This window comes from Glutamicibacter sp. BW78 (genome assembly GCF_002332245.1).
GTDB lineage: Bacteria > Actinomycetota > Actinomycetes > Actinomycetales > Micrococcaceae > Arthrobacter_H > Arthrobacter_H rhombi_A.
The window spans coordinates 292999-318730 of the sequence record NZ_NRGU01000031.1 but is presented as its reverse complement, the minus strand read 5'-3'; the positions used below and the strand labels follow the sequence as shown (position 1 = coordinate 318730).

Below are 25732 nucleotides of genomic sequence, written 5' to 3'. Positions count from 1 at the left end.
ACGGGCCGTGTGCCGACCGCCATAAGATTGTTTTTTCTTTCCGGCCGTTCGCGGCCGATTTTTCCTGCCACCGAGTATTTGAGGAGGTTGGCTGTGGGCGATGCCCTGTTCAGTCTGGGCGAGTCCATGCCACCGGCATATCCGGAACGTGCGGCGTGGGGAACGGCAACGAAGCTACGTCAGTGGCAGGCCGAAGCGTTGGAGAAGTACTTCGAAAGCAAACGTCAGGACTTCCTCGCCGTGGCGACCCCCGGCGCCGGCAAGACGACCTTTGCCCTTCGTGTTGCCGCGATGCTGGTCGAGGCGGGAACCATCAACCGGATCACCGTCGTCGCCCCGACCGAGCACCTCAAGAGCCAGTGGGCCGATGCCGCAGCACGAATCGGCTTGGCGCTGGACCCGAACTTCAAGAACGCAGACGGGCGCCACGGAGCCGATTTCATCGGCGTGGCCGTCACGTACGCCCAGGTGGCCAGCAAGCCGTTGCTGCACCGGGCCAAGACCGAAGCCGCCCGCACCCTGGTCATCCTCGATGAGATCCACCATGGCGGTGACGCCCTGAGCTGGGGCGACGGTATTCGTGAAGCCTTCGAACCGGCGACCCGTCGCCTGGCCCTGACCGGGACTCCCTTCCGCTCCGATACAGCGGCCATCCCCTTCGTGGAATACATCGAGGACGCCGAGGGCATCCGTCGTTCCAAGGCCGACTACACCTACGGCTATGGCGACGCGTTGAAGGACCACGTCGTGCGACCCGTCATTTTCATGGCCTATTCCGGCCAGATGCGCTGGCGCACTTCGGCGGGGGAGGAAATGGAAGCCCAACTCGGGGAGGGCTTCACCAAGGACATCACTGCCCACGCGTGGCGGACGGCATTGAACCCCGACGGCGAATGGATTCCTTCGGTCCTCGCTGCCGCGGACCGCCGGTTGACCGAAGTGAGGCATACCGTTCCCGATGCAGGCGGCCTCGTCATTGCCACGGACCATGCCGACGCCAAGGCCTATGCTGCCCAACTGAAGAAGATCACCGGAGAGAAGGTCACCACGATCCTCTCCGACGATGCGAAGGCGTCCTCCAAGATCGAGGCCTTCACCGAAAGCAACGACCGCTGGATGGTGGCGGTGCGGATGGTCTCCGAGGGGGTTGACGTTCCACGCTTGGCCGTCGGCGTCTACGCCACCTCGACCTCGACGCCGCTGTTCTTCGCCCAGGCCGTTGGACGTTATGTGCGTTCGCGTAAACGCGGTGAAGTCGCCTCGATGTTCCTGCCGTCCGTGCCGATCCTGATGGCGTTGGCGAACCAAATGGAACTTGAGCGGGACCATGCACTCGATCGGCCCGAGAAGCATGTGGACGACCCGGATTTCATCCCCGAGGAAGATCTCATGGACGAGGCCAACCGCGAGGAGAAGGCCTCCGATGAACTGAATAAGCAGAAGTTCGAGGCCCTGGACTCCCGCGCATCCTTTGACCGGGTCCTTTACGACGGCGGTGAATTCGGAACAGGGGCCATGCTCGGTTCCGAAGATGAACAGGACTTCCTGGGCATCCCCGGTTTGCTCGACGCCGATCAGGTGGGGGCACTGTTGCGTCAACGCCAGCAGGAACAAGTCACCCGCCGTGGTCGCAATAACGGGGCGCCCGCCGCCCCGGCTGAGGAACAGTCAGTCACCGACCACCGCCGACTCACCGAACTACGCAGCCAACTCTCCAAGAACGTCTCCGCGTGGGCCGCCCGCACCGGGACGCCACACGGGGTAGTGCATAACAAACTGCGCGAAGTGTGTGGCGGACCAGCTGTCGCCCAAGCCAATGCGGATCAGCTCACCCGGCGCCTGGATAAGCTGCAGGGCTGGTTCGTCGGCAAGCGCTGAGACTCGCCAGGGTTTCACGGACACGACGGTCAGGAGAACAGCATCGATGTCTGAACGTCCTCGTTTAGTTCCCGCCAGCTATGTCGTTTTTCGTCGTGCCGATCAGGTCTTGCTGCAATTGAGACAAGGCACCGGATACATGGACGGCTGCTGGGCGGCGGCCGCTGCCGGTCATCTCGAAGCGGGGGAGTCCGCCGTCCTGGCGGCAGTGCGCGAAGCCCAGGAGGAACTGGGGATCACTATTGATCCAGAGCAACTGGTCCCGCTGACCACGATGCACCGCTCCAACGGGGCAACAGCTCTGGACGGGCAACGGGTGGATTTCTTCTTCAGCTGCGAGTTGTGGCACGGAGAACCGCGGCTCATGGAACCTGATAAAGCTGCCGATCTGGGCTGGTTCCTGCTGGATGGCCTACCTCATGCAACGGTTCCGCACGAACGCTACGTCCTGGAACGTCTAGCAGCGGGCCTGCCGAGTCTGACGACGTTCGGCTTCGACACGGTTTGAGACGACGCGGCGGATGCTGCTATTCCCCGGTGGTCCCGTCGAGGCACTCGCGGAGCAGGTCGGCGTGTCCGTTATGTCGGGCGTATTCCTCGATGAGGTGCAGGAAGATCCAGCGCAGCGTCACGGCTTCGCCATCCCGGCGACGAACCGAGACCTCATCCAGGGACTCATGGGCCCGCGCGATCTCGCGGCTGGTCGTGATGGCCTCGTCCAAGACGGAGACTTCGTGGCGGACTTCCTCCGACGCCGTCGCCGCCAGCGGATCGAACCCATGATGGTCACCATCCGGGTTTTCTGCCGTGCAGTAGAGATCTGATGGATCGCGGCCGGCGAAGACGTCGGCGAACCAATAGCGCTCGACCTCCGTGAGGTGGCGGAGCAGACCACGCAGGCTCAAAGTCGAGGGCGGTACTGCTCGCTGGCCCAACTGTTCCGCGCTCAGACCAACGCACTTGGTCAGCAAGGTCGCTCGATGGAACTCCAGCCACGCTTCAAGGGCCCGCCGCTCGTTGTCATCGAAGGGCGGATCGGTGCGTTCGGGGGCCGTGGAGCAGGGGAGAGGGTCCATCATCCGACGCTACACGCACCGCGGCAACCACCCAGGAAAGAGCAACACAAAAAAGCCGAAAGATCCGCATTGCTGTTGTTGACACCCGGAATTCACAGGCAGATACTGCAAAAGTGACCCGCATCACCGAGCCACGTGGCCGCATGATGATTATTGTGCTCTACAGAAGAAGCCGAAGATGTCTTCACCAACGTCACCCCCCACCAAGGTCAAGGTCGAACTGGACCGGGGTTTGAAACCAGATATCGGCAAGATCGGGCTGCTCTTTACCGGCGTCGGCTCCATCATCGGCTCCGGATGGTTGTTCGGAGCTTTTGAGGCGGCGTCCTTGGTCGGCCCGGCTGCGATTATCTCGTGGATCCTCGGGGCCGTCATGATCATCATCGTCGCCCTGAACTACGCCGAGCTCGGTGTCATGTTCCCGGTCGCCGGGGGCGTCATCCGGTTCCCGCACTACTCATTCGGATCCTTCGCCAGCTACACCAGCGGTTGGATCACGTGGCTGGCGGTGGTGGCAACGGTGCCGATCGAGGTCTTGGCCGCGGTGCAATATGCCTCCAGCTATCTGCCATGGCTGATGCACACCGTGGATGGCACCCTCGTGCTGACCGGTGGGGGCATCGCCGTGAGCGTTGTCTTGGTGGCGGTGTTCTGTGTCATCAACATGTTTGGCGTCAAACTCTTCGCCCGGTTCAACAATGTTTTGGTCTGGTGGAAACTCGGCGTCATTCTGCTGGTTATCGTCGTGCTCGGCATCCTGGCCTTCCATCCGGGACACTTCCACGAAGCGCGGTTCGGTGGTTTCATGCCCCAAGGAGTAGGCCCGATCTTCGCGGCGCTTCCTGCCGCCGGCATCGTGTTCTCCTACCTGGGGTTTCGTCAGGGGGTCGAGTTCGCCGGTGAGACGACGAATCCGCAAAAGAACGTGCCCTTTGCCTTGATCGGATCGATCGTGATCACCGGGATCATCTACGTGCTGCTGCAGATCGCCTTCATCGGTGCCGTGCCGGACAGCATGCTTTCCAACGGATGGGCGGGTCTCTCGTTCACCAACGATGCCGGCCCCTGGGCAGAGATTGCGATAGTGCTGGGTGCGATGTGGCTCGGCATCATCCTCTATGTTGATGCGGTGGTCTCTCCTGCCGATACGGGCCTGATCTACACGGCCCTGTCGCCCCGTCTTTCCTATTCTCAAGCCCGGGTCGGCAATGCCCCGTCGGCTTTGCAAAAACTGAGTAAGCGGGGAGTCCCTTGGGTCGGGCTCTTGGTGATGTTCGTGGTCGCCTGCTTCATGTTCCTCCCGTTCCCTTCCTGGGCGAAGCTCGTCGGCTTCATCACCACCGGCACCGTGCTGTCCTTCGGCAGTGGACCGGTCACCGTGGCGGCCTTGCGCCGTCAACTACCGGATCAGGACCGCCCCTACCGGCTCCCCGGAGGAGATGTGCTTCCGTTCCTCGGGTTCCTGTGTGCGAACCTCATCGTGTACTGGACCGGCTGGGATACGAACTGGAAGCTGTTCCTGGCGGTGGCGATCGGCTACATCGTCCTGAGCCTGCACTACGCTTTTAGCGACCGGAGCAAGATCCCGCCACTGCAGATGAAGTCCGGGTGGTGGATGCTCCTGTGGATGGGTGGCTTGGCCTTGTTGAGTTGGATCGGTCACTACGGCGATGGGTCGCTGGATCTCTTGACCTTCGGCTGGGGTGAGCTCGGAGCCCTGGTTCTGACGGCGATCGTGTTCTGGGTGGCCGTGACGCGGCGTTTGTCACCACAAGAAGTCGTCGACAACGTCGAGCGCACCCATATGGTGGACCCCGGGGCAGGCGACGAAGCGGAGTCGACCAATAAGACCCAGTAGGTTCTCACCGCTGGAGGTTTCGAGGCATGAAGCCTCGGCAAGGGCAAGAAAAAGCCCCACCCCTACTGAGGAGCGCGAAAGCCTTTTGGCACGAGTAACCAGCGGGCCGGACAGCTCCAGATGGTGCGCATGTTTCCTGACAACGCGGACACCGTGCTGTGGATCTGTGAGCCCGTTGGCGGCGAACCCGCCGAAATGCTGCCTGAAGGCATCAGCGGTCTCAGGGTTGTGAGCAGTCTTAAGACGACTCACTGACTTCGCATCTCGACTGGATATGTACTGACCTCGCCCGACACATCGCTCGGGCAGGCACCGTTTCGGGCCAGCGGCTCGGGGATGAATTCGGCGACGGGAATTCAATCGAGTTTACTTCCCATGAGTTCAACGTTCCTATCCTCAGATTCCGCGCCGTGGGGTCAGTGGCCAATCCCCGTGCAGCCGCCGCATTCGATGCCTTGGCATCCACACTGAGGACAGAAGAAGAACGCAATATCCAGGAATCGAACATTCTGAGAGAGGACCGGGGTTGGTTCGCCGAAACTTCACCATCGAAGACAGGTTACAGGCCTTGGCCGACTGGGGCGGTTCAGGGCAGGACATATGAATTGTCCAGCCGAACGTGCCCCGGGTACGCCCGTCGCGAACTCGCCCAAGCCCCTACCGGAGGAGGTAATAGGATGGCCCGTCCGGGGTAGTGGGCCTCATGACTGAACCCGCAGCGGCGTAGCAGACGTTCTCGCCGTATCGCTGTCGTTAGACAGCTCGATGACATCCCTGGCGGTAGAGGGAGGAACATGGTTCGAGCAGAGACTTTCTCTGGGCCGATTCCTGAGCGGGGGACAGCCATCGTTGTCGGCGCCTCGCTGGCTGGTTTGGCGCTATCCATTTCATTGGCCAGATCTGGACTGGCAGTGAACGTCTTTGAACGGGCAGCGGAGGAACGCAACGGTGGGACTGGCCTCCGGCTCTGGGCTGGGATGGGTGAAACCATACGTCGGAGGGACGGTTCTGGGTTTTCGGCGCCGACGATTGCCTCTATCGCTTCGTCAGGTGTCCCAGGGCCCGAGGGGTGGGCAACGGTCCGTCGCAGACTGGCCGATGCCGCTGCCACGGAACCCGGGATATCGATCCACTATGAGAGCGAAGTAGTGGAGATCGGGCAAGACGCAGAAACCGCATGGATCAAGGATGCCAGCGGCAAGGTCCACGGAGCAGATATTCTCTTGGGCGCTGACGGGCACCGCAGCATGGTGCGGCGCAGCGTGGACCCGTCCCATCCAGACGCCACCTACGCTGGCTATACGATCTGGACCGGAAAAGCCCCCTACGAAGCGGCGCCCGGCTGGGCCGAGGGCCACAATCACATGGATATGATCACCCTGCCCCACGGGGACGGGGCGATGATCGTGGGGGAAACGAGGACCAACGGCGAACCGCGGAGATATTTCTGGCAGTGGTACGACCCCACCAGCGACGACTACTTGCATGAATCCGGTGCACTGGTGGAAAACGTCTCCCAGCACTCCTTGGTCAACGAGGGAATCGCGGCCTCGAAATACGAGGACATCCACCGCCGTGCCGGGCATTGGCCGGCGCCCTGGGACCAGATTGTCCGTCATAGTGTCCATCGGCGACAGGTTATCGCCACACCGATCGCCGAATACGTACCCCGACGTCTGACGCGTGGACGGATCGCGATCATCGGCGACGCAGCGCATGTGCCCTCACCCATGACCGGCGCCGGATTCGATACCGGGCTGGGTGATGCCGAGACGCTGGGCGAGCTCACTGACCACGATGTGGTGGGGCGACGGGGCGTCGAAGTCCTCAAAACGTATGAGAAGCAGCGATTGCGGACTGCGCAACGAATGGTCAGGTCAGGTCAGGGCTTTGGCCGGAGCCTGCTGAACCACCCGAACCACTGAGCAGGGAAGCAGTTTTCAGCCGATTCCGGTAAAAACTCAGTGAGCGGTGAACCAACCCTTGACCATGCTGTAGAAGCGCTGCCGCTGCCGCTTTCTGCGACGTTGGGTCGATACGTGGTCGGGGTTTTGGTCCCGTAGGTACTTCAGGAAGATATGGGCGGTCTGATCGTTCTTCGCGCCGGAAACAGGTTGGCCTATTGATCCAAACATTGCGCGTCACCTCCAAACGGCACGTGGAAGTCGGGTGCCGTTGAACCGAGCGTACACGCTCTATTTCGAATCAACCATGGTGAGATACCTGGGGGATCGTCCGCCTAACTCCTGGAGGAGAGGAGGGGGACTGCCAGGGTGAAGACCAGGATGCCCAGGGGGTTCAGCCAGAATTCCTGTTTGAGCAAGCGGACTCGAAGTTGTGCAGAGGCCACAGCTAGGGAGTAGGGTCCACGGCCAGGTTCGCGGCGAAGGTGATGCCCTGGACGAGGATCTCCGCCATCAGGCCGGCCACGGAGAGGAACTTGATGAAAACCAGCGCCCACCGCCGGTCCCGGGGGAAGCGGACACCGTCCAGGTAGTTTCGAATGAACTTCGGTGGCCGGAGGTAAATGGCTGCATCAACGGCAGAACCAGGGCGAGCAGGGCCGTGGGCCACCAAGGCGCCGTCGGACCATGCGAGGAGTGCCCCCAGATAGGCGAAGTAGATGGCTGCGGCGGACTCGGTCGCCGGGGAAGTAGACATGCCATGTTCTTCCAAAGTGCATAAGAGCTGCGAGGTCTGGGCGCTGGATCCCGGAGAACCTGTCTGCTCGGCAACTTTGCGCACGGAGGTTGTCGTGAAGCTGCTTTCGAGAAAGAGTGCTTCCGCTGCCGTCATGATTTTCCGTTGAGGTATTTGACGTTGGGAACCACCGCATTGAACGCGTTCGCTGGACATGTTCAGTGGCTGAGCAAAGACGCTAGCCGCAGGAGCTCGGTACAAGGCTGGAAGACTAGGCTCATGAGGCTTGCTTCGGCTGTCTCGTAACGCATAGCCTCCTCGGTCGAGGCAGAATGGCTCGGCGCTTATGGGGTGTACGTACTCAACGGGCAGGACGGGGCGCAGCATCGATCGAGAGAACATCGACCCGGTCTCCAAGGACGTGTTGCCCTTGTCATCGGCATGGATATCGACGCGGGCCTGCTCTCCCTGGAGACTACGGTTTCGGTGATGCTGCCGGAAATGCAGGTCCGAACCGCTATCGACCAGGTGATGGTGGGGCATTTAGTGGTCATGAACAGTGGAATTGGTTTCCAAGGGTTCGCAATCGTGGAGGGGCCCGGCGCCGACCGCGGGCAGGAAATATTGGCCAGACCAAGCCGTGTGGCCTGGGCCGAAGCCCCGATCGACGGTGATGGTCAGATGGCCTGGAGGGGGCCCGGATCTTTGTGGCGCTTGGATGGAAAATCGACAATACGTCCTGATCGATCTCGTAGGGGTCCCCGTCGTGAAGATACTGCACATGAAGAAGCGCGAGATCACCGTCAGCTGGAGCTGGTCCGAGTGTCTTACGGGTTGGGTGATCGACGGCCCGGCTGCGCGAAGTTGATCATTACGGTGCCACCTCAGAACATGACGCGCCGCTCGGGGGCCCTGATATTGTCGACAGGTATATGACTGATGTCACGTCGGTCGCCGTGGCAAACCAGCCTCGGTTCACTCGCATTACCGGACACTGCCGGGTTGTTCAAGGCCAGATGTCCGAGATAGCTCACCAAGGAGGGGAGAACTTCATGGGTTCCCTGATACTCATGATCATTGGTTTGGCCGTCATGGCGGCCGGCTATCTGGTCTATTCCAAGTTCCTCGCGCAGAGGGTCTATAAACTCGACAGCAGTTTCGTGACGCCCGCCCATGAACTCAAAGACGGCGTGGACTACATGCCCACCAATAAGTTCATTCTGTGGGGCCACCACTTCACCTCGGTCGCCGGTGCCGCACCCATCGTCGGGCCAGCGATTGCTGTGATTTGGGGCTGGCTTCCCGCCTTGCTCTGGGTCACTCTGGGCACCGTCTTCTTCGCGGGGATGCACGATTTAGGCACCCTATGGGCTTCGACGCGCAATAAGGGGCGGTCCATCGGGGCTTTGTCCGCCCGCTACATTGGCAAACGTGGAGCCAATCTGTTCCTCGTGGTCATCTTCCTGGTGCTGCTGATGGTGATCGCGGCCTTCGCCGTCGTCATCAAGAACCTGCTCATCAGCACGCCGGGAGCTGTCATCCCCGTCTGGGGCGCCATCGTCGTTGCCCTGCTGGTGGGCGTGGCCGTCTACCGGCTGCGCTGGCCGCTGCTACCCGTCACCGTCGTCGGCGTCGTCGTCCTGTACGCACTGATCGTGGTGGGGGACAAGATGCCAGTGGTTCTGCCGGAATCCATGCTCGGCATGTCCCCGGCCACCTTCTGGATCCTGGCGCTCTTTGTGTACGGGGCGATCGCTTCACTGCTGCCGGTATGGGTTCTGCTGCAGCCGCGCGACTACATCAATGGCGTCCAGCTCTTTGTCGGTTTGATCCTCCTGTTCGGCTCGGTCCTGCTTGCCACGCTATTCTCCGCATCACCCCCGGACATTGTGGCGCCAGCCATCAACATGAACGTTCCCGACGGAACGCCGAGCATGATTCCGTTGCTGTTCGTCACCATCGCCTGTGGCGCCATCTCGGGCTTCCACGGCATGGTCGCCTCCGGGACGACCTCGAAGCAGCTCGATAAGGAAACGGACGCCCGTTTCGTCGGGTATTTCGGTGCCGTCGGTGAGGGGCTGCTCTCACTGGGTACGATCCTCGCGGTCATCGGTGGCTTCAAGTCCGTTGCCGAATGGAACGAGATCTACAGCGAGTTCGGTGCGGCAGGGGTCAACGCCTTCGTCGAAGGTGGCGCAACGCTGATGCAGAACGGCATCGGCCTTCCGGCTTCGCTCAGTGCCACGGTGTTGGCGACCATGGCAGTGCTCTTCGCTGCGACCACCATGGATACCGGAATGCGGCTACTGCGCTTCGTGGTCCAAGAGGCAGGTGAGGCATTCAAGCTGAAAATCGGCAAGATCCCGGCAACCTTGATCGTCGTGGTCCTCGGTCTGGGACTGACGTTCTCACAGGGTCTGGGAGGCGAAGGCGGACTGCGCATCTGGCCACTGTTCGGCACCACGAACCAGCTGATGGCCTCGCTCAGTCTGTCGATCATCGCGGTCATTCTGATCCGTAAGGGGCGCAACCCCATCACGGCACTGATTCCGCTGGTGATCATCTTCGTCATGGCCTTCTGGGCCGCGATCGAACAGCTGGGTAGCTTCACCGATCCGGCCAACCCCGACTGGATGCTCTTCGCGCTGGACGTCATCATCATCGTGGCCAGTGTGTGGGTCGCCGTCGAAGCGATCCTGGCCATGCGCAACGCCAGGACGATGGTGCCCGAACACGAGGGCGCCGATGCTGAGATGGCGGCGACGAGGGAAGACCTCTAACCCGATGGAACCAGCATCGACCAACCGGCGCCGGGAGAGATTCTTCCGGCGCTGGTCGGCTCTCCGGGAAGGGATGTACGAGTTCTATGTGGGACCGTACCGCCAGATGTTCAAACGGGAGCAGCAACAAGAGGACGATCTGTTCATGATCGCCGTCTTGGGTGAAGCCCTTGGGGTACCCGACCCGGCCGCCTATTACACCGCCGAACTCATGCCCGCCGTGTGGGAAAATTTCCATGCCTGGCACCGCCGCGTCGGGATCCCACGATCGCCATTGGACCATATTGGATGTTGCTGAAACTCGCTAGTGAACGCAAAGTACTCTTCGTCGGGGGCAAGGGTGGTGTCGGTAAGACCTCCGTGGCGTCGGCCTTGGCGCTGGCCCGTGCCCGCAGCGGTGGACGGGTACTGCTGGTCTCCACAGATCCGGCACATAACCTGGGACATATCTGGGACCTGCAGCTCTCGGATACCGCTGCCCGGGTGTTTACGGCACCGGCCGGGTATGTCGATGCCGTCGAAATCGACCCGCAGGCCACCATCGAGCGTCACTTCACATCGGTGAGCGCGACGATGATGAAACTTCTTCCCGAGCAGCTGCACCGCTCCGCGCAACAGCATCTCGACCTCGCGAAGACTGCGCCGGGCAGCCACGAATCGGCAGTCCTGGAGCGGATCGCCGAGCTGATCGATCACGGTGCCGCCGCCTATGACCTGGTCCTTTTCGACACGGCACCCTCGGGGCATACCCTGCACCTGCTGACCCTGCCGGAGAAGTTGACGGGGTGGACGGAATCCTTGCTCGCCAGTCGCTCCAGATCCGAGCGATTCGCCGCCGCCGCCCGCGGAATCGTCGGCGGTGAAGACCCTCAGGCGGAAGCAGACTCGGAACTGAGGCGGAACCTGATTGCCCGCCGTGACCGATTCGCCCGCATGCGAGAAACGATCACCGACGAGACCGCCACCGGTTTCGTGATCGTGAGTCTGGCCGAGAAAATGCCCGTGGCAGAGTCCCTGGACATTGTGAGGCAATTACGTGATTTAGGAATCGATGTCGCTTCCCTGGTGGTCAACCGCAGATCACCCGCGGATGCCGGTTCCTTCCTAACGGAGCGCAGGGAACTTGAGGAGACGTCACTGCAGGTGCTCCGCCAGAAACTCGCTACGGTACCGATGACCGAACTGCCACTGCTGGCCCGGGACCTGACGGGCGAGGAAGCCTTGGAAGAACTCGCGGCGCTGTTGGCCGGGGCCGGACGGGTCGTCGAATAGCGTAGATGACGTGGGGTTCTGGTTAGCTGTGGAGATGAATGACAAACTGCCGATCATTGAATTTGCCTTCCCGGGGCCGCTACGCGACAGCCTGATTGCTGCCATCGAAACGGGCGCCAAAACCTCAACCAGCACCTTGCTGCGCCAATACGAGGTCGGGGCTGAGGCGTTGCCGGCTGTCGGCGACACTGGCTGTGTCGTCGGCTCCGACGGAGAAAGGCTTTTCGCGCTGCAGACGACGGGCGTCGACGTCGTGCGGCTGGCAGATGTCACCCTGGACCATGCCTTGGCGGAGGGAGAAGGCGATACCTCGGTGGCCCAGTGGCGGGCCGGGCACATGGATTTCTGGACCTCAGCCGAAATTCGAGCGGAGCTCGGAGCGGAATTCGAGCCCGACGACGACACCCTGGTCGTCCTGGAGCGGTTTGCCGTCGTTCCCTGACGTCCGCGGACCTCTGTCGAGTCGAAGTGCGGGCTCAGTCGCGGTGGAGGGATAAACGCAGGGTCGGTTGCTGCCGGCGCACCCACCCCAGGGATTCGTAGAGCGCCAGACCCTCCTCGCTGGCTGCCAGATCGACCCTGGCCGCCGATGTTTCGTGGCGGAACCAGTCGAGGAGTTCCTGGACGCAGGCTCGAGCGTATCCGCGGCGGCGGTGGCTCTCGAGGGTGACGACATTGGAAAGATGCCCGGTCACCGTTGCGCAGCTTGCAGGCGACGGTGGCGTGGTGTGGACATAGCCAAGGGCGGCCGCCACGGCCGTTCCCGAGGAATAGGCGATGTACGCACAGGCATCCACGCCCAGATGTTCGGAGAACCATCTCGACGCTTCGTCGAGCCAAGGAGCTTCCGGATCGGCCTCGTGGCCCATGGTTGCGAACATGGCTGCCCGAAGCCCCACGAGTGAGCCGATGTCGTCGTCGGTTGCACGGTGGATCACCGGGGCAGGAGGCGAAGGTTCCACTTTCGGTTCGAGGCTCATGCCGGCATCCCGGGGTAGCCGGCAGGGGTCAGCCAAAGATGTCCGCCGACGACCTGTCGGCCCATGGAGATGGAGTTGCGCAGAGACGGCTTGTTTTCGGGGTGGATGTGGCCCCAGAGCACGTCGCCGACCGAGGTGATCGGCAACCGGCCGCAGAGCTGGAGCAGCACCGCGCTGCCCAGTTGCCGTCCCCGGTGTTCCGCGTCGATGCACAGCTCCTGGACGCTGTACCCCGACATGCCGTAGGCGTCCTCGCGAGCAGCGGCGACGACACCGATCGGCTCGGAATCGAAACACACCTCGAACAGCAGATTTTCTTCGGCTGCGCTGGAAAGAACGTCGACGTCGGCCGGGCGCGCCCAGGACCTGATACCGGGGCGCGAATGTTCCAGCTCGTCGTACATCGCGGCCACACGGTCGGCCACTGCTTCAGGATCGCCGGGGCGAAGATCGACGCTCTCGGAGGTGCTCGGCATTGCGCGCCGTTTAAGGGTTTCCAACAGTCCGGCGACAACGAGCAAGTCAGTGGTCGCGTGTCCGCCATAGGCGCCGGACCGTGCCAACTCGGAGCGGGTCTGCTCGGGATCGGGGCAGTGGATTCGAAGGCAGAGCGGCGAGAAGCCGGCAAAGTGCGGAAGCACGTCGGTGAGTACTGCCAACTGCGATGGTTCCGGGGCGAGCGAGGTGGCGATGATGTCGACGAACGGCTTGCTGATGTCGCGGTCCCTGAAGCGGATGCCGGCGATCGCCCAGTCTCCGCCGGGAAGGGTGATGCGGCGATTGGCCCATTCGAGCGGATCGTCAATGGGCAACTGGACCAGATCGCGGATCCGTGCTCCCCATGCTGCGTCACCCACCAGGGCCATACTGGGTTCAAGCCATTCGCTGAGGTTGCGCTGGAGGGGCGGAGACCATTCCACGATGCGCGGTGAGGCCCAGGCCGTGGCGGCTTCAAGGATTTCAGCAGAGAGCATTCGGCGAGTCTAATGCGTCGCTACGCTGAGGATGCGTCGGGCTGGTCGATGTTATCGCCCAGAGGTCCTCCGGGCATTGGCGGAGACGGGGAAGTCCAATACCGTCTGGGTCATGGAGTTCATGAAGATCGACGGAGCCGAGATCGCTTTCCGGCTCGCGGGTTCCGGGCCTCGATGCGGCGATACCGGTGCGCGGCCAGCGCGGTGATGGATCCGATGACCACGGAGCGTTCGGTCATTGGTTGGCCCCGGCCGGCCAGGACCAGTTCGGTGATTGCTTCGAGATCGATCGCGTCTGTCTTCACCCGGCGCCGGCCCTGGATCCGGCGTTGTTCGGCCACGTGGGCCGGATTCAGCTGGAGAAGGTCCCACCCCGGGGGGCCAAGACACCGAGGACATCAGCGGACGGTGGTAGTGCCCTGCGGCTTCGATCCCGACCAGGGCCGGGATATCCGGTGGTATGACGATTTGGATCTTCTCCAGCGCAGCGTTCAGACCCGTTCGGGTCATTGCGGCGTCGAATGGATCCAGTAGAACCTGATGTTCAGAGTCGGTGGCCGAGAGGGCCAGGGTGTTCTTGCCGACGTCCACAGCCACGACTACGGTCTGTGTTGCTTGATGGAATGACATGACCCACCTCCGGGGGCAGCCAGAAGGACCGGCGCGTCAACGCCTGATCCTCGATGAGGGATCTGAGATATCCCTTCTGGCACCTCCGGAGGTGTTTGGGGAAGACCTACGACTTATATCAGGCGTCCCGGTCGATCGTGACGCCGGCACGGGCCAGCTCACCGAGCACGGTGGGCACCGTCACCTGGTGGACGGCGGCTGTCAGACGGGCCAACACCGTGGTGTCGAACCGGGCCCGGACCGCGTCCAGAGCGGTTTCCCGCACACAGAAGTCGGTGGCAATACCCACGATGTCCACCTTGTGGATGTGTCGCGAGCTCAGCCATTCCCCGAGTGATTCGCCAGGGGTGCTCTCCAGGGATTCGACGTCGGCTTCCTCGGAGGTCGCCGCCGGATCGTTGGGGTCCACCAGCGTGGATTCGAAACCGGAATAGGCGGCCTCATAACGTCCCTTGCGGAACGTGGCGGTCAAGGCGCCGGCCTTCAGGATCGGGGCGAGCCCGGCATGGAGTTCGGCCCCGTGGGTGCCGGCCACGCAGTGCACGGGCCAGGAGTCGATATAGTCCGGCTCGGCGGAAAAGTGGGTCCCCGGATCGATATGCCAGTCCTGGGTGGCGAGGACGGCAGCATACTTCCAGCCGTTATCACTGAGGTAGGAGGTAATGGCGGCAGCGGTGGCGCCACCTCCGGTCACCCCGAGCGAACCACCTTCACAGAAGTCGTTCTGCACGTCGACGATGATCAGGGCCGTTTCCATCTCTTGCTCTCCTTCTTGGGCACCCGGTGGTCGGGTACCTATAGATGATCCACGAATTCGGTGGGGATCACTGGTTCACCGCGCTGCAGGCGTTTGGAAAGTCCTGGCATTTCCTTGACGCTGTCGCGATGACGTTGGGTGGCACGCCGCAGGCCTTCGGCGCCGGTATATTCCGCGGCGACCACCCCATCGGTCACCAGCGGCACCAGCAGTTCGCGGTCGTTCCCGTCGGAAACCGGCGGCTCGCCGATGCCCACGACCTCTGCGGTGGCCCGGCCACGTTCGTTGAGCCGACGTAACGCATATTTGCGTCCGCCGACGCTGACCTTGTTCTTGGCTGCCTTGGCCACAGCGACGAAATCGCCGTCGTCGTTCTGTCGTGACACCAGCTTGTAGACCATCGAGGCCGTGGGGGCCCCGGACCCGGTGACCAAGGCCGTGCCGACCCCGTAGGCGTCCACGGGGGCCGAAGCCAGGGCGGCGATGGCGTATTCGTCCAGATCCGAGGTGACCATGATGCGGGTGTTGTGGTTGCCGAGATCGTCGAGCAGGCGGCGCACCCAGCGGGCCTGTTCGACCAGATCGCCGGAGTCCAGTCGGACGGTACCGAGTTCGGGCCCTGCCACCTCCACTGCGGTCCTGACCCCCTGTTCGACGTCGTAGGTGTCCACCAGCAGTGAGGTCCCGGCCCCCATGGAAGCGACCTGGGCCTCGAAGGCGGCGCGCTCCGAATCGTGCAGCAGGGTGAAGGAATGGGCTGCGGTGCCCACGGTGGGGACGCCGTAGTGCAGCCCGGCCTCCAGGTTGGAGGTGCTGTGGAAGCCGGCGATCACCGCGGCGCGGGCCGCGGCGACCGCCGAATGCTCCTGGGTTCGGCGTGAACCCATTTCAATGCACGGGCGGTCCCCGGCGGCGGCCATCATGCGGGAGGCGGCCGAGGCGATCGCCGAATCATGGTTGAGGACCGAGAGGATGTAGGTCTCCAGGACGCAAGCCTCGGCAAAAGTCGACTCGACGGTCAGCAGGGGGGAGTTGGGGAAGTAGAGGTCGCCCTCGGCATACCCATAGATATCTCCGCTGAATCGGAAATCGCTGAGATATTGCAGCGTCGTGTCATCGACGACCCCGCGATCGGAGAGGAAATCCAGTTGTTCGGTACCGAACCTGAAATGTTCCAGCCCCTCGAGGATGCGTCCGGTGCCGGCGACCACGCCATAGCGGCGGCCTTCGGGGAGCCGGCGGGCGAAGGCCTCGAACACGGAGCGACGGTGCGCGGCCCCCGAGTGCAGGGACGCCTGGAGCATCGTGAGCTCATAGTGGTCGGTGAAGAGCGAGGTCGGCTGCTGCCACATCGGTCGGAGGACTCCTCGGATCGTTCGATTCAGGACCGCGCTGCCGCGATCCCACCCACACTCTATCGGCTGCCGCGGCCCTGACGTCGTAGAATGGAGGGTATGCCTGTCTTGACCGCACCCACCGACGTCCTGCCACGCAGTGAGACGTCCGAGCAGCAGGAACTGGATACCCCGTACGTCCTGCTGGTTTGGAACGACCCCGTGAACCTGATGAGTTACGTCAGCTATGTGTTCCGCAGCCACTTCGGCTACTCCGAGGCCACAGCCGATCAACTGATGCTCGAAGTCCATCAGCAGGGGCGCTCGGTCGTCTCCACCGGCGCTCTGGAACAAATCGAAGCCGACGTTGCGGCGATGCACGGCTACGGGCTGTGGGCGACCTTCCAACGCGCGGACCAGGGCTGAACCGGTGGCTCGTGCCTTCAAGTCCACGCCCCGCGGCTTCACTGCCCGGCTGGATTCCACCGAACGCGAGCTGCTGAGGGGTCTGTTCGAAGACGTCGCCACCCTCTTGGCTCCAGCGGACGACGGCGCTACTCCCGGGCAGGAACCCGATCCGCTGTGGGCGATGGTGGGGATGGATCCACGCACCCATGCCGCAGATTTCGCAGCCCCCACGGACCCCGCCGAGCTGCGGTTATTGCCCGATGCGGTGCAAGGGGACCAGGACGCCTCGCTGGAATACCGGCGGCTGACCGAGACGGCGCTGCGTGAACGGAAGGTCGGCGCGCTGAAAGCCGCCGCGTTGGCGATGGAATCGGGCACCCTGGTTTTTGATGCTGCGGCGGCCAACCAGTTCGCCCAGGCCCTGAACGATGTTCGCCTGGTGCTGGCCGAACGGCTGGATCTGCGCTCTGAGGAGGACGCCGAACGGATCTCCTCGGTGAACGACGCCGCCAAGGTCGACGACGTGGACGAGTATCTGGCTCTGGTCTATAACTTCGTCACCTGGCTGCAGGAAACGTTGATGCAGGCACTGCTCGGTTCTTTGTGACGTGGGCTACATCAGCGTTTTATTACTCCCACGTCGCCGACGCAGGCAGTATGGTCGGTAGATCATGAACAGCCACGCCTCCGCGCAGCCCCCCGGCGATGCCTCGCAGGATCGCCGGACGGCCCGTGACCGCTCCGCACCGTTGGGGATCTTTGACTCCGGCGTCGGCGGCCTGACCGTGTCCCGCGCCATCATCGACCAGCTGCCCCATGAATCCACGCTCTACGTCGGGGATACGGCCAACAGCCCCTACGGGCCGCTGCCCATCGCCCAGGTGCGGGCCAACGCCCTAGGCGTCATGGACGAACTAGTCGACGCCGGGGTGAAACTGCTGGTCATTGCGTGCAACTCCGCCTCGGCGGCAGTGCTGCGTGACGCCCGCGAACGCTATACGGCCCGCTACGGGATCCCCGTGGTCGAGGTCATCCAGCCCGCGGTCCGCCGCGCCGTCGCCGCGACCCGCAATGGCCGCATCGGCGTCATCGGCACCGAAGCAACCATCGGATCCCGCGCCTACGAAGACGCCTTCGCCGCGGCCCCGCAACTGGAGATCACCGCAGCGGCCTGCCCGCGTTTCGTGGAATTCGTCGAAAGCGGGGTCACCGCAGGCTCCGAACTCCTGCGCACCGCCGAACAGTATCTGGCCCCCCTGAAGGATGCCAGCGTGGACACCCTGGTGTTGGGCTGCACCCACTATCCGCTGCTGACCGGTGTGATCTCCTACGTGATGGGCGACAGCGTCACCCTGGTTTCCAGTGCCGAAGAAACCGCCAAGGATGTCTACGCAGCCCTGATGCGCCACGGGCTCTCCAGCGAAGCCGGCCAGAACGGGGCACATGACTTCATGTCCACCGGCGACTCCGGCTACTTCGAGGTGCTGGCCCGCAGGTTCCTGGGCCCCGAAGTCCAATCCGTGCAGCATATGAGCCATGGCGGAACCGTCCACCCCACCGGGGAGATCCCGCAAGTGCATGCGGTCGACGCCGGCGTCTTACCCGAACGACTCACCGTGGGGGAGCAGCCATGAAAATGACCATCATCGGCTGCAGCGGCTCCTTCCCCGGCCCGGGCTCCCCGGCCTCCTGCTATCTGGTCACCGCGTTCGACGGCGAACGCACCTGGCGGATCCTGCTGGATTTGGGCAGCGGCGCCTTGGGCGTGCTGCAGCGCTATATGGATTTGGAAGATATTGACGCGATCTTCCTGTCCCATCTGCACCCCGATCACTGTATGGATATTTGTGGACTCCATGTGGCAGTGCATTGGAACCCGAACGGCTGGAACCGGGATCGGATCACCGTCTGGGGGCCCGAGGCCACCGCCGACCGGATGGCCACCGCCTATGGCCTGGAACTGGACCCGGGCATGCACGAGGACTTCGACTTCAACCACTGGGTGCCCCGCCAAGAGGTCAAGCTCGGCCCCTTCACCGTCTCGGCGGTTCCGGTCCGCCACCCGGTCGAGGAAGCCTATGCCATCCGTGTCGAGGCGACCGAACCGCTGCAGGACGGGACGACCCGGACCTCGGTGCTGGCTTATTCCGGGGATACCGACTCCTGCGACGGCCTGGTGGAGGCAGCCCATGATGCGGATATGTTCCTCTGTGAGGCGGCCTTCGAAGAAGGGCGGGACGACGGGATCGACGGGGTACACCTCACCGGCAAACGGGCCGGAGAAATGGCGACTGCCGCCGGGGCCAAACGCCTCCTGCTCACCCATATCCCGGTGTGGACCGATGTGAACACCGTCGTCGACGAGGCCAAGACCACGTACGACGGGGGTTTGGCCATTGCCGTTTCCGGGGTCACCTATGGGGTCTGGTCGGGGGACCGGCTCGGGGAACCGAAGGACAGGCCCGCCCCGCGGGACCCCTTCCGCCCCTGAACCCCTGACACGGGCCCCGGTCGGCACCATTAGACTGGGGACCATGACTACAGGCTCCAATACTTCCACCATCCAGCGCGCCGACGGGCGCGGAACCGCCGATCTGCGGAAGGTCACCATCACCCGCGGCTGGTCCCTCCAAGCCGAAGGTTCGGCCCTGATCGAGTTCGGCAACACCAAGGTGCTGTGCACCGCCTCCTTTACCTCGGGCGTCCCGCGCTGGCTCAAGGGCGAAGGCACTGGTTGGGTCACCGGCGAATACGCGATGCTGCCCCGGGCGACGAACACCCGCAACGGCCGTGAATCGGTCAAGGGCAAGATCGGTGGGCGCACCCATGAGATTTCTCGGCTGATCGGCCGTTCGCTGCGTTCGGTCATCGACACCAAGGCCCTGGGCGAGAACACGATCGTGTTGGACTGCGACGTGCTCCAGGCCGACGGTGGAACCCGCACCGCGGCGATCACCGGAGCCTACGTTGCCCTGGCCGACGCCATCACCTGGGCCCGCGGCCAGAAGCTCATCGCCGCCAAGGCCAATGTGCTCACCGACAGTGTGTCGGCGATTTCCGTGGGCATCATCGATGGCACCCCGATGCTCGACCTTCCCTATGAGGAAGACGTGCGAGCCGAAACCGATATGAATGTCGTGGTCACCGGCTCCGGCGACTTTGTGGAGGTTCAGGGCACCGCCGAAGGCGCGCCGTTCAAACGTGATGAACTCGACGCCCTGCTCGACCTGGCCCTGTCGGGGACCGCCGAGCTGGCCGTCATCCAGCGCGAAACCCTCGAGCAGTGACGGCGCCGTCCCCCCGGCTGGTCCTGGCCACCCATAACCAGGGCAAGCTGCGTGAACTCCGTGAGTTGCTGCGCGGGCAGGTCCCCGGACTCGATGTGGACACCCAGGTGGTCGATGCCGGTGCCGTGGACGCCCCGGATGTCCGTGAAACCGGGGTGACCTTCGAGGCCAACGCCCTGCTCAAGGCCCACGCGGTTGCCGAGGCCACCGGGTTGCCGGCCATCGCCGATGATTCGGGTCTGTCGGTGGACGTCCTGGGTGGGGCGCCCGGCATCTTCTCGGCCCGCTGGTCGGGAAGCCATGGTGACGATGCAGCGAATCTGGCGCTTTTGCTGGCCCAGCTCTCGGATGTTCCCGCCGAGCACCGCGGTGGCGCCTTTATCTGCGCCGCCGCCCTGGCCTTGCCCGACGGGAGCGAAACGGTGGAACTGGGCCGCTTGGAGGGCACCGTCTTGGAAGTGCCCCGCGGGGAGGGAGGCTTCGGCTACGACCCGATCCTGCAACCCGTCGGTCAGGACCGGAGCTGCGCCGAGCTGGATAGTGGCGAGAAGAACGCCATCAGCCACCGCGGGCAGGCCTTCAGGGCCCTGATGCCCCACCTGGTCGAGGTGCTGCAGGCCGGCTGAGCCGGCGACTCGTCTCCCGGGTGGAGGCACCCCGTCAGAAAAAGGAATCCCCCTGATTCACCTCGGATCAGGGGGATTCTTGCGGTGAACTACTTCTGGGCTGGTTTCCGGCGTGCCTTGATCAGTTCCACGGCGATCGGGACCACCGAGAGCAGCACAATGGCCACGAAGATGATGTCGATGTTGTTTCCGACCCAGGCGTATTGCCCGAGCCAGTGGCCCAGCAGGGTCACCCCGACCCCCCAGAGCAGTGCCCCGACGAGGTTGAAGGCGATGAAGGTGCGGTAGTGCATCTTCGCGACACCGGCGATCACGGGAACGAAGGTCCGCACGATCGGCACGAAGCGGGCCAGGATGACCGCACGGCCGCCGAAGCGTTCGAAGAATTCGTGGGCCTTGTCCACATATTCTTTCCGGAAGAAACGGGAATCGGGTTTATTGAAGACCGCTGGCCCCGCCTTATGACCAATGAGATAGCCGGTCTGGTCCCCGGCGAAGGCGGCGAGGAACACGCAGCCGGCGAAGACCCACAGGTTCACGTCGATGGCCCCGGTGGCGACGAGGAGGCCGGCGGTGAAGAGCATGGAGTCACCGGGCAGGAAAAAACCAACCAGCAGGCCGGTTTCTGCGAAGACGATGCCGCAGACCAGCAGCACGATCCAGGGGGCCAACCGCGGGTCACGCAGGAAGACATCGGGGTTCAGGAAGTCCGGCAGCAAGCCGGCCATCTGAGGCTGGAGGGTCACTGCGGCGTCCAGGGCCGGGCTCAGGGCGTCAATCATCACGTGCCCCAGCTTACCGGCGGCCGGGCCGCCGGCTGCTCCGAAACGGTCCGCCGGACCAAAGTGTGGGCAGACTCCCAGCCGGGCCCCGCTAAGGTAGTGGGGTGGCTTTGGACTTTACGGCGATCGATTTCGAGACAGCCAATGGATTTCGCGGGTCGGCCTGCTCCGTTGGCGTCACCCGCGTCCGCGACGGGGGGATCGTCGATGAGGCCTATTGGCTGATGCGCCCACCCGAGGGATTCGACCATTTCGACCCGCGCAACGTGCAGATCCACGGGATCACCGCCGAAATGGTGGCCACCGCGCCCCGCTTTGGCGAGGTCTTCGGGGAACTGGCCTCCTTCATCGGCTCGGATACTGTCGTGGCCCATAATGCGGCCTTCGACCTCGGCGTCATCCGCTCCGCACTGGAGGTCTCCGAGCTGGCGGGTCCCGCCTACGATTTCGCCTGCACGGTGAAATTGGCGCGCAAAACGTATTCGCTGCAGTCCTATTCGCTGCCCTTCGTAGCCGAAGCAGCGGGATCCCCGATGGAGAACCATCACGATGCCCTGGCGGACGCGCGGGCCTGCGCCTCCATCATGATCGACATCGGGCACCGTCATGTCGTCGATTCGGTGTCCAACGCCGCGACGGCGGTACGCGTGGCGATGGGCCATGCAGCGGCCTACGCGCCCGGGGACGGACTGTCCAAGGCCACGGTATCGGCCCAGGAACGGCTGGCAGCAGGAATGCTGGTCCCCGCCCAACCGACCTGGGCCGGAGGCTGGCCCTCCGAGGGGGAGGACCCGCCTCCGAATCCCGAGGCCGACCCGTCCAACCCGCTCTATGGGGAAACGGTGGTCTTTTCAGGCAACCTGGGCATCACCCGGCAGGAAGCCAAGAACCGGGCGGCCGAGAACGGGGCCACCTGTGCCAGCCGGGTCACCCGGGCCACCACGGTCCTGATCGTCGGTGACGGCTTCGTTCCCGGTGACCTGCACACCACGCGTCTGACCTCCAAGGTCAAACATGTCCTGCGGCTGCGCGAGGCAGGACGGGAGGTCTCGCTGCTCTCGGAGGGCGAATTCCTGCAGCTCGTCGGCGGGTTCCGGCTTCCCTGATCAGCCGGCCTGATCGGGGGCAGTGCCGAGCACGGCCTCAACCCACCGGTGGTGCATCTGGGAGATCACCGAATCCACGGTGCTGGTCGGTAGTTCGGCTGCCTGGCGATACCCGGTGGCCGAGGCGACCAATGCCGCAGCGTATCCTGCCGTATCGGGATCCGGCGTCGTCCCCAGACGCCGTACGACGGCGGAGGCATCCCCGGTCTCATCGGTAGCTGCCTGCCGGGTCGCTAGTTCATCGATGGCCGCCTGCAGTGCTGCGCGTAAGGCGGCGCAGGCGGCACCGTCGTCATCAGCTGTCTCCTGCAGTATTTCCTTCCACCGCTGCGGGGCCTGGGCTCCGAGGTCCAGGCCGGCGCGCACCGCACGGGCGGCATAGGAGGCAGCCCGGTGTGCTCCGGGGGCGCCGTGGGTCAGGGCGGCGGCGTCGGAGGCGAGCCGTGCCGTCGTTCCCTCATCGACGCGCGGCAACAGGGCCATGACCGCTGCCCGCGGCAAGACCCCCGGACCATCCGCCGTGGGGTGGGCCGGTCTGCCGGTGCTGGCCATATCCGGGTCGGCCAGGGCCCTGCGGTTTTGCGGATCGGCAGGAGCCAGGGAGGGGGCAGCGAGCTCGTCGGTGGCTGAGAAAGCTGCGTCGATCCACCGGGGGAGCGGTTCCGGGGCACCGTCGGGGAAGGAGCCGGTGACCGCGCGGTTCCAGCGCAGCCCGGCCAACCACAGGCAGGCAGCCTCATCGGAGGCCACCCCGTCGTTGGCCCATTCAACGGCTTCCAGGAGCCCATCGAACAGGAAGAGCTGCAGCGTCTCCGTCTCACCCGGGACCTGGCCGGCCCGGGCTGCGGCGGCGCCGGCCGCGGTGGCCCGCAGGACGGCGAGGACCCTGTCGGAAAATTCGGGGCGCGGTTCGAGGTTTTGCGGTGTCTGAGTCACCCGAACAGTCTAGGAGATGGCCCGGGAAATCTAGCCTTGCTCCGGTGGGTGCGCGTAGATCTTCTCGACGAACGAACGCGAACGTTGGGTGAAGATCCCGCGCTTGAGCTTCAGGGTGGGAGTCATGATTCCGCTTGCTTCGCTGAGATCGGTCAGTAGCGGGAGGAACTTGCGTACCTGCTCGGGACGGGACACTTTCGAATTCGCGCTGCTGACCGTCTGATTGAGCGCTTCGAGAAGTCCGTGGTCCTCGATGGATACCGCACCGCCGGCCTCGGGGATTCGAAGGCCCGCCAGACGGGCGAACCCGTGTTGATGTGCCCAATCGACGACGGCTTCGAAGTCAAGGAGCAACAGGCCGCCGAGAAACGGGCGGCCTTCTCCCACCATCACGGCATGGGCGATGAGGGGATCGTTTTCGACGTAGCCTTCCCAGATGGTGGGGGAAACGGTTTTGCCGCCTGCTGTGACGAGGACATCCTTGATGCGCCCCTTGAGGGTCAGCTGCCCGAGGTCATCGAGTTCGCCGAGGTCACCGGTCCGGAAGAAACCATCGATGAAGGCATTGGTGTTATCCGCGGGCCTGTTGTATCCGGAAAATACTCCGGCCCCGCGAGCCAGGACCTCACCCTGATCCGAGATGCGGACGGTGGTTCCCGGCATGGGCACTCCCACGGAGCCTGCCTTGATGGCTCCTGGAAGGTTACCGGTCAGCGGAGCCGTGGTTTCGGTGAGTCCGTATCCTTCGATGACGGGCAATCCCAGACCGCGGAAGAACAGCGAGAGTTCAGCGTCCAGCGCGGCGCCGGAAAGGAGATAGTCCAGGCGCCCACCGACGAGTTTTCTGATGCGGCCATAGAACAATCCATCAAAGATCGCGTGTTTGATCCGGAGCCCGAGCCCGGCTCGTGCTGCCGGATGTGTAGCGCGACGCTCTGCCAGCCGGCCCCACTGCACAGCGGTTTCCTGTGCCACCTTCCAGAGGGGGCCGAGATGTTTTGCTTCTGCGGCTGCCGCAGCGGATGTCTGTATTTTTTGCAGAACACGCGGGACCACCACCAAGAAGGTGGGTTTCAGCGCGCCCAAAGCCGGTACCACCTCACGCGTATCGTCCAAGTGGGCAATGCGCATGCCGTTGGCCAGGCAGATCAGTTGTAGCCCGCGAGCCAGTACGTGGGCCATCGGGAGGAAGATGACCGTGTTTCCGGATTCCTTGACCACCTCGGAGTAGGATCCGGCCACATTCAGTACCTGGTTGACGAAGTTTCCATGGGTGATGAGCGCGCCCTTCGGGTCAGCCGTGGTTCCCGATGTGTAGACGATGGTTGCCACCGAATCCAGTGTGGCCAGTAGCCGTCGTTGCTCCAAGGCCTCGTCGGTCAGGTGTTCGCCGATCTGCACCAGGTCGTCCAGGGATGACTCCGTCTGGCGGTCCATCGTCCAGATGCGCCCGTCGAGGACACCGGCTTGCTCGAATCCCTGTTTAAGCAGGCGGGCGTGTTCTGTCGTACCGGCAACACCGAAGCGCACGTCAGCGTCGGTGACGATAGCCGAGATCTGGTTGACTGCGGCGGTTTCGTAGAGCGGCACGACAACAGCGCCAGCGAACCAGGCGGCCATGTCCGCCAGGGCCCATTCATAGCGGGTGGGTGAGATGATGGCTATGGATTGACCGGGCTGGAGGCCCGCGGCCATGAAGCCCTTGGCCAGAGCTTGCACCTGCCCGACGAACGCGCTGGTGCTCACTGGGACCCAGGGATCGGCGATCGCCGAGCCGCCGGAACGAACTTCGAAAGCCATGTGGTGGGGCGAACTCCTGAGCCGCTGCATCAAAAGCTCTGTCGCATTTCGATAGACGGCCGGAACCACCAAGGATGGCGTGGTGAACTCTTTCACGGGGTGTTCCCATTCGACAGTGTTTGCAGGTGGTGACGCATCAGGTCCTGGGTAGCGTCAAGAAAATTGCTGACGATGGTGCCGTGCTCAACGGGGAGGGCCCGGAGCTGTTCGTAGATGGCGGTCGCCAGTGGATGGGTCAGGTTCCGGATTTCGTGGAAGGCCTCGTTGGTCGCCGTTAACATGACGTGTCGCCTATCTGCCGCGCCGCGGTTACGGGTGAGGTAACCATTGAGCTCCAGACGGTTGGTGATGGCCGTAGTGGTAGCCGCGGTGGAACCCAGCTCCCGTGCGAGATCTCCCGACGTCATCGGTCCTGATTGGGTCAGCACCGAAAGCGCACGAAAATCGTTGAGATTCAGGCCCAATCCCAGAGCCATTTCCCTCTCGCTCTCGCGGGCCAGGATCAACATTTCCTGCAAGGTCGTGGCGACGGAAGGATAAGACAACATGACGACTTCCATTCCTTAAGGGCAAGCCTCGAGTATAGTCAATATTCTTTGATCATCAAA

General features: G+C 63.5%; 25 protein-coding genes and 1 pseudogene. 15 read left to right on the top strand and 11 right to left on the bottom strand.

What is annotated here, in order from left to right; genetic code table 11:
* Positions 1-93: 93 nt before the first annotated feature.
* A complete protein-coding gene (locus CIK75_RS08210; RefSeq protein ID WP_086998356.1) occupies positions 94-1878 on the top strand; it encodes a DEAD/DEAH box helicase in 1785 nt (594 codons plus the stop codon).
* Between the two features lie 46 nt (positions 1879-1924).
* Positions 1925-2386, top strand: coding sequence for an NUDIX domain-containing protein (locus CIK75_RS08205; RefSeq protein ID WP_086998359.1), 462 nt, complete (start codon positions 1925-1927; stop codon positions 2384-2386).
* Positions 2387-2405: 19 nt separating this feature from the next.
* Here CIK75_RS08205 and CIK75_RS08200 read toward each other — a convergent pair whose 3' ends face one another.
* On the bottom strand, positions 2406-2954 hold the full coding sequence (locus CIK75_RS08200) for a DinB family protein (protein WP_096223675.1): 549 nt from the start codon (positions 2952-2954) through the stop codon (positions 2406-2408).
* Positions 2955-3132: 178 nt separating this feature from the next.
* Here CIK75_RS08200 and CIK75_RS08195 point away from each other — a divergent pair, with 178 nt between their 5' ends.
* Both CIK75_RS08195 and CIK75_RS08190 read left to right on the top strand, forming a co-directional pair.
* On the top strand, positions 3133-4812 hold the full coding sequence (locus CIK75_RS08195) for an APC family permease (RefSeq protein ID WP_096223587.1): 1680 nt from the start codon (positions 3133-3135) through the stop codon (positions 4810-4812).
* A 794-nt stretch (positions 4813-5606) separates the two neighbouring features.
* Positions 5607-6737: an FAD-dependent monooxygenase gene (locus CIK75_RS08190; protein ID WP_096223586.1), complete on the top strand. Its 1131-nt coding sequence runs from the start codon at positions 5607-5609 to the stop codon at positions 6735-6737.
* Between the two features lie 427 nt (positions 6738-7164).
* Here the strand turns inward: CIK75_RS08190 and CIK75_RS08185 are convergent, their stop codons facing one another.
* Positions 7165-7473, bottom strand: coding sequence for a hypothetical protein (locus CIK75_RS08185; protein ID WP_143269254.1), 309 nt, complete (start codon positions 7471-7473; stop codon positions 7165-7167).
* Positions 7474-8504: 1031 nt separating this feature from the next.
* Here CIK75_RS08185 and CIK75_RS08175 point away from each other — a divergent pair.
* Genes CIK75_RS08175 through CIK75_RS08160 form a run of 4 tightly spaced genes read left to right on the top strand, consistent with a single transcriptional unit; the run spans position 8505 to position 11946 of the window.
* On the top strand, positions 8505-10232 hold the full coding sequence (locus tag CIK75_RS08175) for a carbon starvation protein A (protein WP_096223584.1): 1728 nt from the start codon (positions 8505-8507) through the stop codon (positions 10230-10232).
* A 4-nt stretch (positions 10233-10236) separates the two neighbouring features.
* The gene (locus tag CIK75_RS08170) at positions 10237-10530 is read left to right on the top strand and encodes a cory-CC-star protein (protein ID WP_198962413.1); all 294 of its coding nucleotides are present in this window, start codon (positions 10237-10239) and stop codon (positions 10528-10530) included.
* Positions 10521-11504, top strand: a complete 984-nt coding sequence (locus tag CIK75_RS08165) for an ArsA family ATPase (protein WP_096223583.1) — start codon at positions 10521-10523, stop codon at positions 11502-11504. The genes CIK75_RS08170 and CIK75_RS08165 overlap by 10 nt, the downstream gene beginning before the upstream one ends.
* A 34-nt stretch (positions 11505-11538) precedes the next feature.
* Positions 11539-11946 (top strand): ASCH domain-containing protein, encoded by a 408-nt coding sequence (locus tag CIK75_RS08160; protein WP_096223582.1) that lies wholly within the window; start codon positions 11539-11541, stop codon positions 11944-11946.
* A 34-nt stretch (positions 11947-11980) separates the two neighbouring features.
* Here the strand turns inward: CIK75_RS08160 and CIK75_RS08155 are convergent, their stop codons facing one another.
* From CIK75_RS08155 to CIK75_RS08135, 5 genes and pseudogenes are all read right to left on the bottom strand, one after another.
* Positions 11981-12484 (bottom strand): GNAT family N-acetyltransferase, encoded by a 504-nt coding sequence (locus CIK75_RS08155; RefSeq protein ID WP_096223581.1) that lies wholly within the window; start codon positions 12482-12484, stop codon positions 11981-11983.
* Positions 12481-13458 carry a hypothetical protein gene (locus CIK75_RS08150; protein WP_096223580.1) on the bottom strand — a complete coding sequence of 326 codons (978 nt, stop codon included), beginning with the start codon at positions 13456-13458 and terminating at the stop codon, positions 12481-12483. Before CIK75_RS08150 ends, CIK75_RS08155 begins: the two co-directional genes overlap by 4 nt.
* A 119-nt stretch (positions 13459-13577) precedes the next feature.
* Positions 13578-13823 (bottom strand): annotated as a pseudogene (locus CIK75_RS08145) (hypothetical protein); the annotation flags it as partial.
* 383 nt (positions 13824-14206) lie between these two features.
* Positions 14207-14845: an isochorismatase family protein gene (locus CIK75_RS08140; protein WP_096223578.1), complete on the bottom strand. Its 639-nt coding sequence runs from the start codon at positions 14843-14845 to the stop codon at positions 14207-14209.
* Positions 14846-14883: 38 nt separating this feature from the next.
* The gene (locus tag CIK75_RS08135; protein ID WP_096223577.1) at positions 14884-16197 is read right to left on the bottom strand and encodes a nicotinate phosphoribosyltransferase; all 1314 of its coding nucleotides are present in this window, start codon (positions 16195-16197) and stop codon (positions 14884-14886) included.
* 102 nt (positions 16198-16299) lie between these two features.
* On the opposite strand from CIK75_RS08135, the gene clpS reads away from it, so the two are divergent.
* The 6 genes from clpS to rdgB all read left to right on the top strand — a co-directional run bounded on the left by clpS (position 16300) and on the right by rdgB (position 20500).
* Positions 16300-16605: an ATP-dependent Clp protease adapter ClpS gene (gene clpS, locus CIK75_RS08130; RefSeq protein WP_086998398.1), complete on the top strand. Its 306-nt coding sequence runs from the start codon at positions 16300-16302 to the stop codon at positions 16603-16605.
* Positions 16606-16609: 4 nt separating this feature from the next.
* Entirely contained in the window at positions 16610-17194 is a 585-nt protein-coding gene (locus CIK75_RS08125; protein ID WP_086998401.1) for a DUF2017 domain-containing protein, read from the top strand.
* Between the two features lie 64 nt (positions 17195-17258).
* The gene (gene murI, locus CIK75_RS08120; RefSeq protein WP_096223576.1) at positions 17259-18221 is read left to right on the top strand and encodes a glutamate racemase; all 963 of its coding nucleotides are present in this window, start codon (positions 17259-17261) and stop codon (positions 18219-18221) included.
* Entirely contained in the window at positions 18218-19078 is an 861-nt protein-coding gene (locus CIK75_RS08115) for an MBL fold metallo-hydrolase (RefSeq protein ID WP_086998406.1), read from the top strand. The genes murI and CIK75_RS08115 overlap by 4 nt, the downstream gene beginning before the upstream one ends.
* 43 nt (positions 19079-19121) lie before the next feature.
* Positions 19122-19874, top strand: coding sequence for a ribonuclease PH (gene rph / locus CIK75_RS08110; protein WP_086998408.1), 753 nt, complete (start codon positions 19122-19124; stop codon positions 19872-19874).
* Positions 19871-20500 carry an RdgB/HAM1 family non-canonical purine NTP pyrophosphatase gene (gene rdgB, locus CIK75_RS08105; RefSeq protein WP_086998410.1) on the top strand — a complete coding sequence of 210 codons (630 nt, stop codon included), beginning with the start codon at positions 19871-19873 and terminating at the stop codon, positions 20498-20500. Before rph ends, rdgB begins: the two co-directional genes overlap by 4 nt.
* A gap of 89 nt (positions 20501-20589) precedes the next feature.
* Here rdgB and CIK75_RS08100 read toward each other — a convergent pair whose 3' ends face one another.
* Complete coding sequence (locus tag CIK75_RS08100; RefSeq protein WP_241895376.1) at positions 20590-21282, bottom strand: VTT domain-containing protein; 693 nt, start codon at positions 21280-21282, stop codon at positions 20590-20592.
* 104 nt (positions 21283-21386) lie between these two features.
* On the opposite strand from CIK75_RS08100, the gene CIK75_RS08095 reads away from it, so the two are divergent.
* Positions 21387-22388: an exonuclease domain-containing protein gene (locus tag CIK75_RS08095; protein WP_086998413.1), complete on the top strand. Its 1002-nt coding sequence runs from the start codon at positions 21387-21389 to the stop codon at positions 22386-22388.
* Here CIK75_RS08095 and CIK75_RS08090 read toward each other — a convergent pair whose 3' ends face one another.
* The 3 genes from CIK75_RS08090 to CIK75_RS08080 all read right to left on the bottom strand — a co-directional run bounded on the left by CIK75_RS08090 (position 22389) and on the right by CIK75_RS08080 (position 25672).
* The gene (locus tag CIK75_RS08090; protein WP_096223575.1) at positions 22389-23324 is read right to left on the bottom strand and encodes an ADP-ribosylglycohydrolase family protein; all 936 of its coding nucleotides are present in this window, start codon (positions 23322-23324) and stop codon (positions 22389-22391) included.
* 30 nt (positions 23325-23354) lie between these two features.
* On the bottom strand, positions 23355-25124 hold the full coding sequence (locus CIK75_RS08085) for an AMP-dependent synthetase/ligase (RefSeq protein WP_241895364.1): 1770 nt from the start codon (positions 25122-25124) through the stop codon (positions 23355-23357).
* A 92-nt stretch (positions 25125-25216) separates the two neighbouring features.
* Positions 25217-25672 carry a MarR family transcriptional regulator gene (locus CIK75_RS08080; RefSeq protein ID WP_096223671.1) on the bottom strand — a complete coding sequence of 152 codons (456 nt, stop codon included), beginning with the start codon at positions 25670-25672 and terminating at the stop codon, positions 25217-25219.
* Positions 25673-25732: the final 60 nt, after the last annotated feature.

Bases quoted from the DNA above. Each gene is read 5' to 3' on its own strand.
- CIK75_RS08205 (WP_086998359.1), top strand. From the start codon at position 1,925: ATGTCTGAACGTCCTCGTTTAGTTCCCGCCAGCTATGTCGTTTTTCGT.
- CIK75_RS08200 (WP_096223675.1), bottom strand. From the start codon at position 2,954: ATGGACCCTCTCCCCTGCTCCACGGCCCCCGAACGCACCGATCCGCCC.
- CIK75_RS08195 (WP_096223587.1), top strand. From the start codon at position 3,133: ATGTCTTCACCAACGTCACCCCCCACCAAGGTCAAGGTCGAACTGGAC.
- CIK75_RS08190 (WP_096223586.1), top strand. From the start codon at position 5,607: ATGGTTCGAGCAGAGACTTTCTCTGGGCCGATTCCTGAGCGGGGGACA.
- CIK75_RS08185 (WP_143269254.1), bottom strand. From the start codon at position 7,473: ATGTCTACTTCCCCGGCGACCGAGTCCGCCGCAGCCATCTACTTCGCC.
- CIK75_RS08175 (WP_096223584.1), top strand. From the start codon at position 8,505: ATGGGTTCCCTGATACTCATGATCATTGGTTTGGCCGTCATGGCGGCC.
- CIK75_RS08170 (WP_198962413.1), top strand. From the start codon at position 10,237: ATGGAACCAGCATCGACCAACCGGCGCCGGGAGAGATTCTTCCGGCGC.
- CIK75_RS08165 (WP_096223583.1), top strand. From the start codon at position 10,521: ATGTTGCTGAAACTCGCTAGTGAACGCAAAGTACTCTTCGTCGGGGGC.
- CIK75_RS08160 (WP_096223582.1), top strand. From the start codon at position 11,539: ATGAATGACAAACTGCCGATCATTGAATTTGCCTTCCCGGGGCCGCTA.
- CIK75_RS08155 (WP_096223581.1), bottom strand. From the start codon at position 12,484: ATGAGCCTCGAACCGAAAGTGGAACCTTCGCCTCCTGCCCCGGTGATC.
- CIK75_RS08150 (WP_096223580.1), bottom strand. From the start codon at position 13,458: ATGCTCTCTGCTGAAATCCTTGAAGCCGCCACGGCCTGGGCCTCACCG.
- CIK75_RS08140 (WP_096223578.1), bottom strand. From the start codon at position 14,845: ATGGAAACGGCCCTGATCATCGTCGACGTGCAGAACGACTTCTGTGAA.
- CIK75_RS08135 (WP_096223577.1), bottom strand. From the start codon at position 16,197: ATGTGGCAGCAGCCGACCTCGCTCTTCACCGACCACTATGAGCTCACG.
- clpS (WP_086998398.1), top strand. From the start codon at position 16,300: ATGCCTGTCTTGACCGCACCCACCGACGTCCTGCCACGCAGTGAGACG.
- murI (WP_096223576.1), top strand. From the start codon at position 17,259: ATGAACAGCCACGCCTCCGCGCAGCCCCCCGGCGATGCCTCGCAGGAT.
- CIK75_RS08115 (WP_086998406.1), top strand. From the start codon at position 18,218: ATGAAAATGACCATCATCGGCTGCAGCGGCTCCTTCCCCGGCCCGGGC.
- rph (WP_086998408.1), top strand. From the start codon at position 19,122: ATGACTACAGGCTCCAATACTTCCACCATCCAGCGCGCCGACGGGCGC.
- CIK75_RS08100 (WP_241895376.1), bottom strand. From the start codon at position 21,282: ATGATTGACGCCCTGAGCCCGGCCCTGGACGCCGCAGTGACCCTCCAG.
- CIK75_RS08085 (WP_241895364.1), bottom strand. From the start codon at position 25,124: ATGGCTTTCGAAGTTCGTTCCGGCGGCTCGGCGATCGCCGATCCCTGG.
- CIK75_RS08080 (WP_096223671.1), bottom strand. From the start codon at position 25,672: ATGTTGTCTTATCCTTCCGTCGCCACGACCTTGCAGGAAATGTTGATC.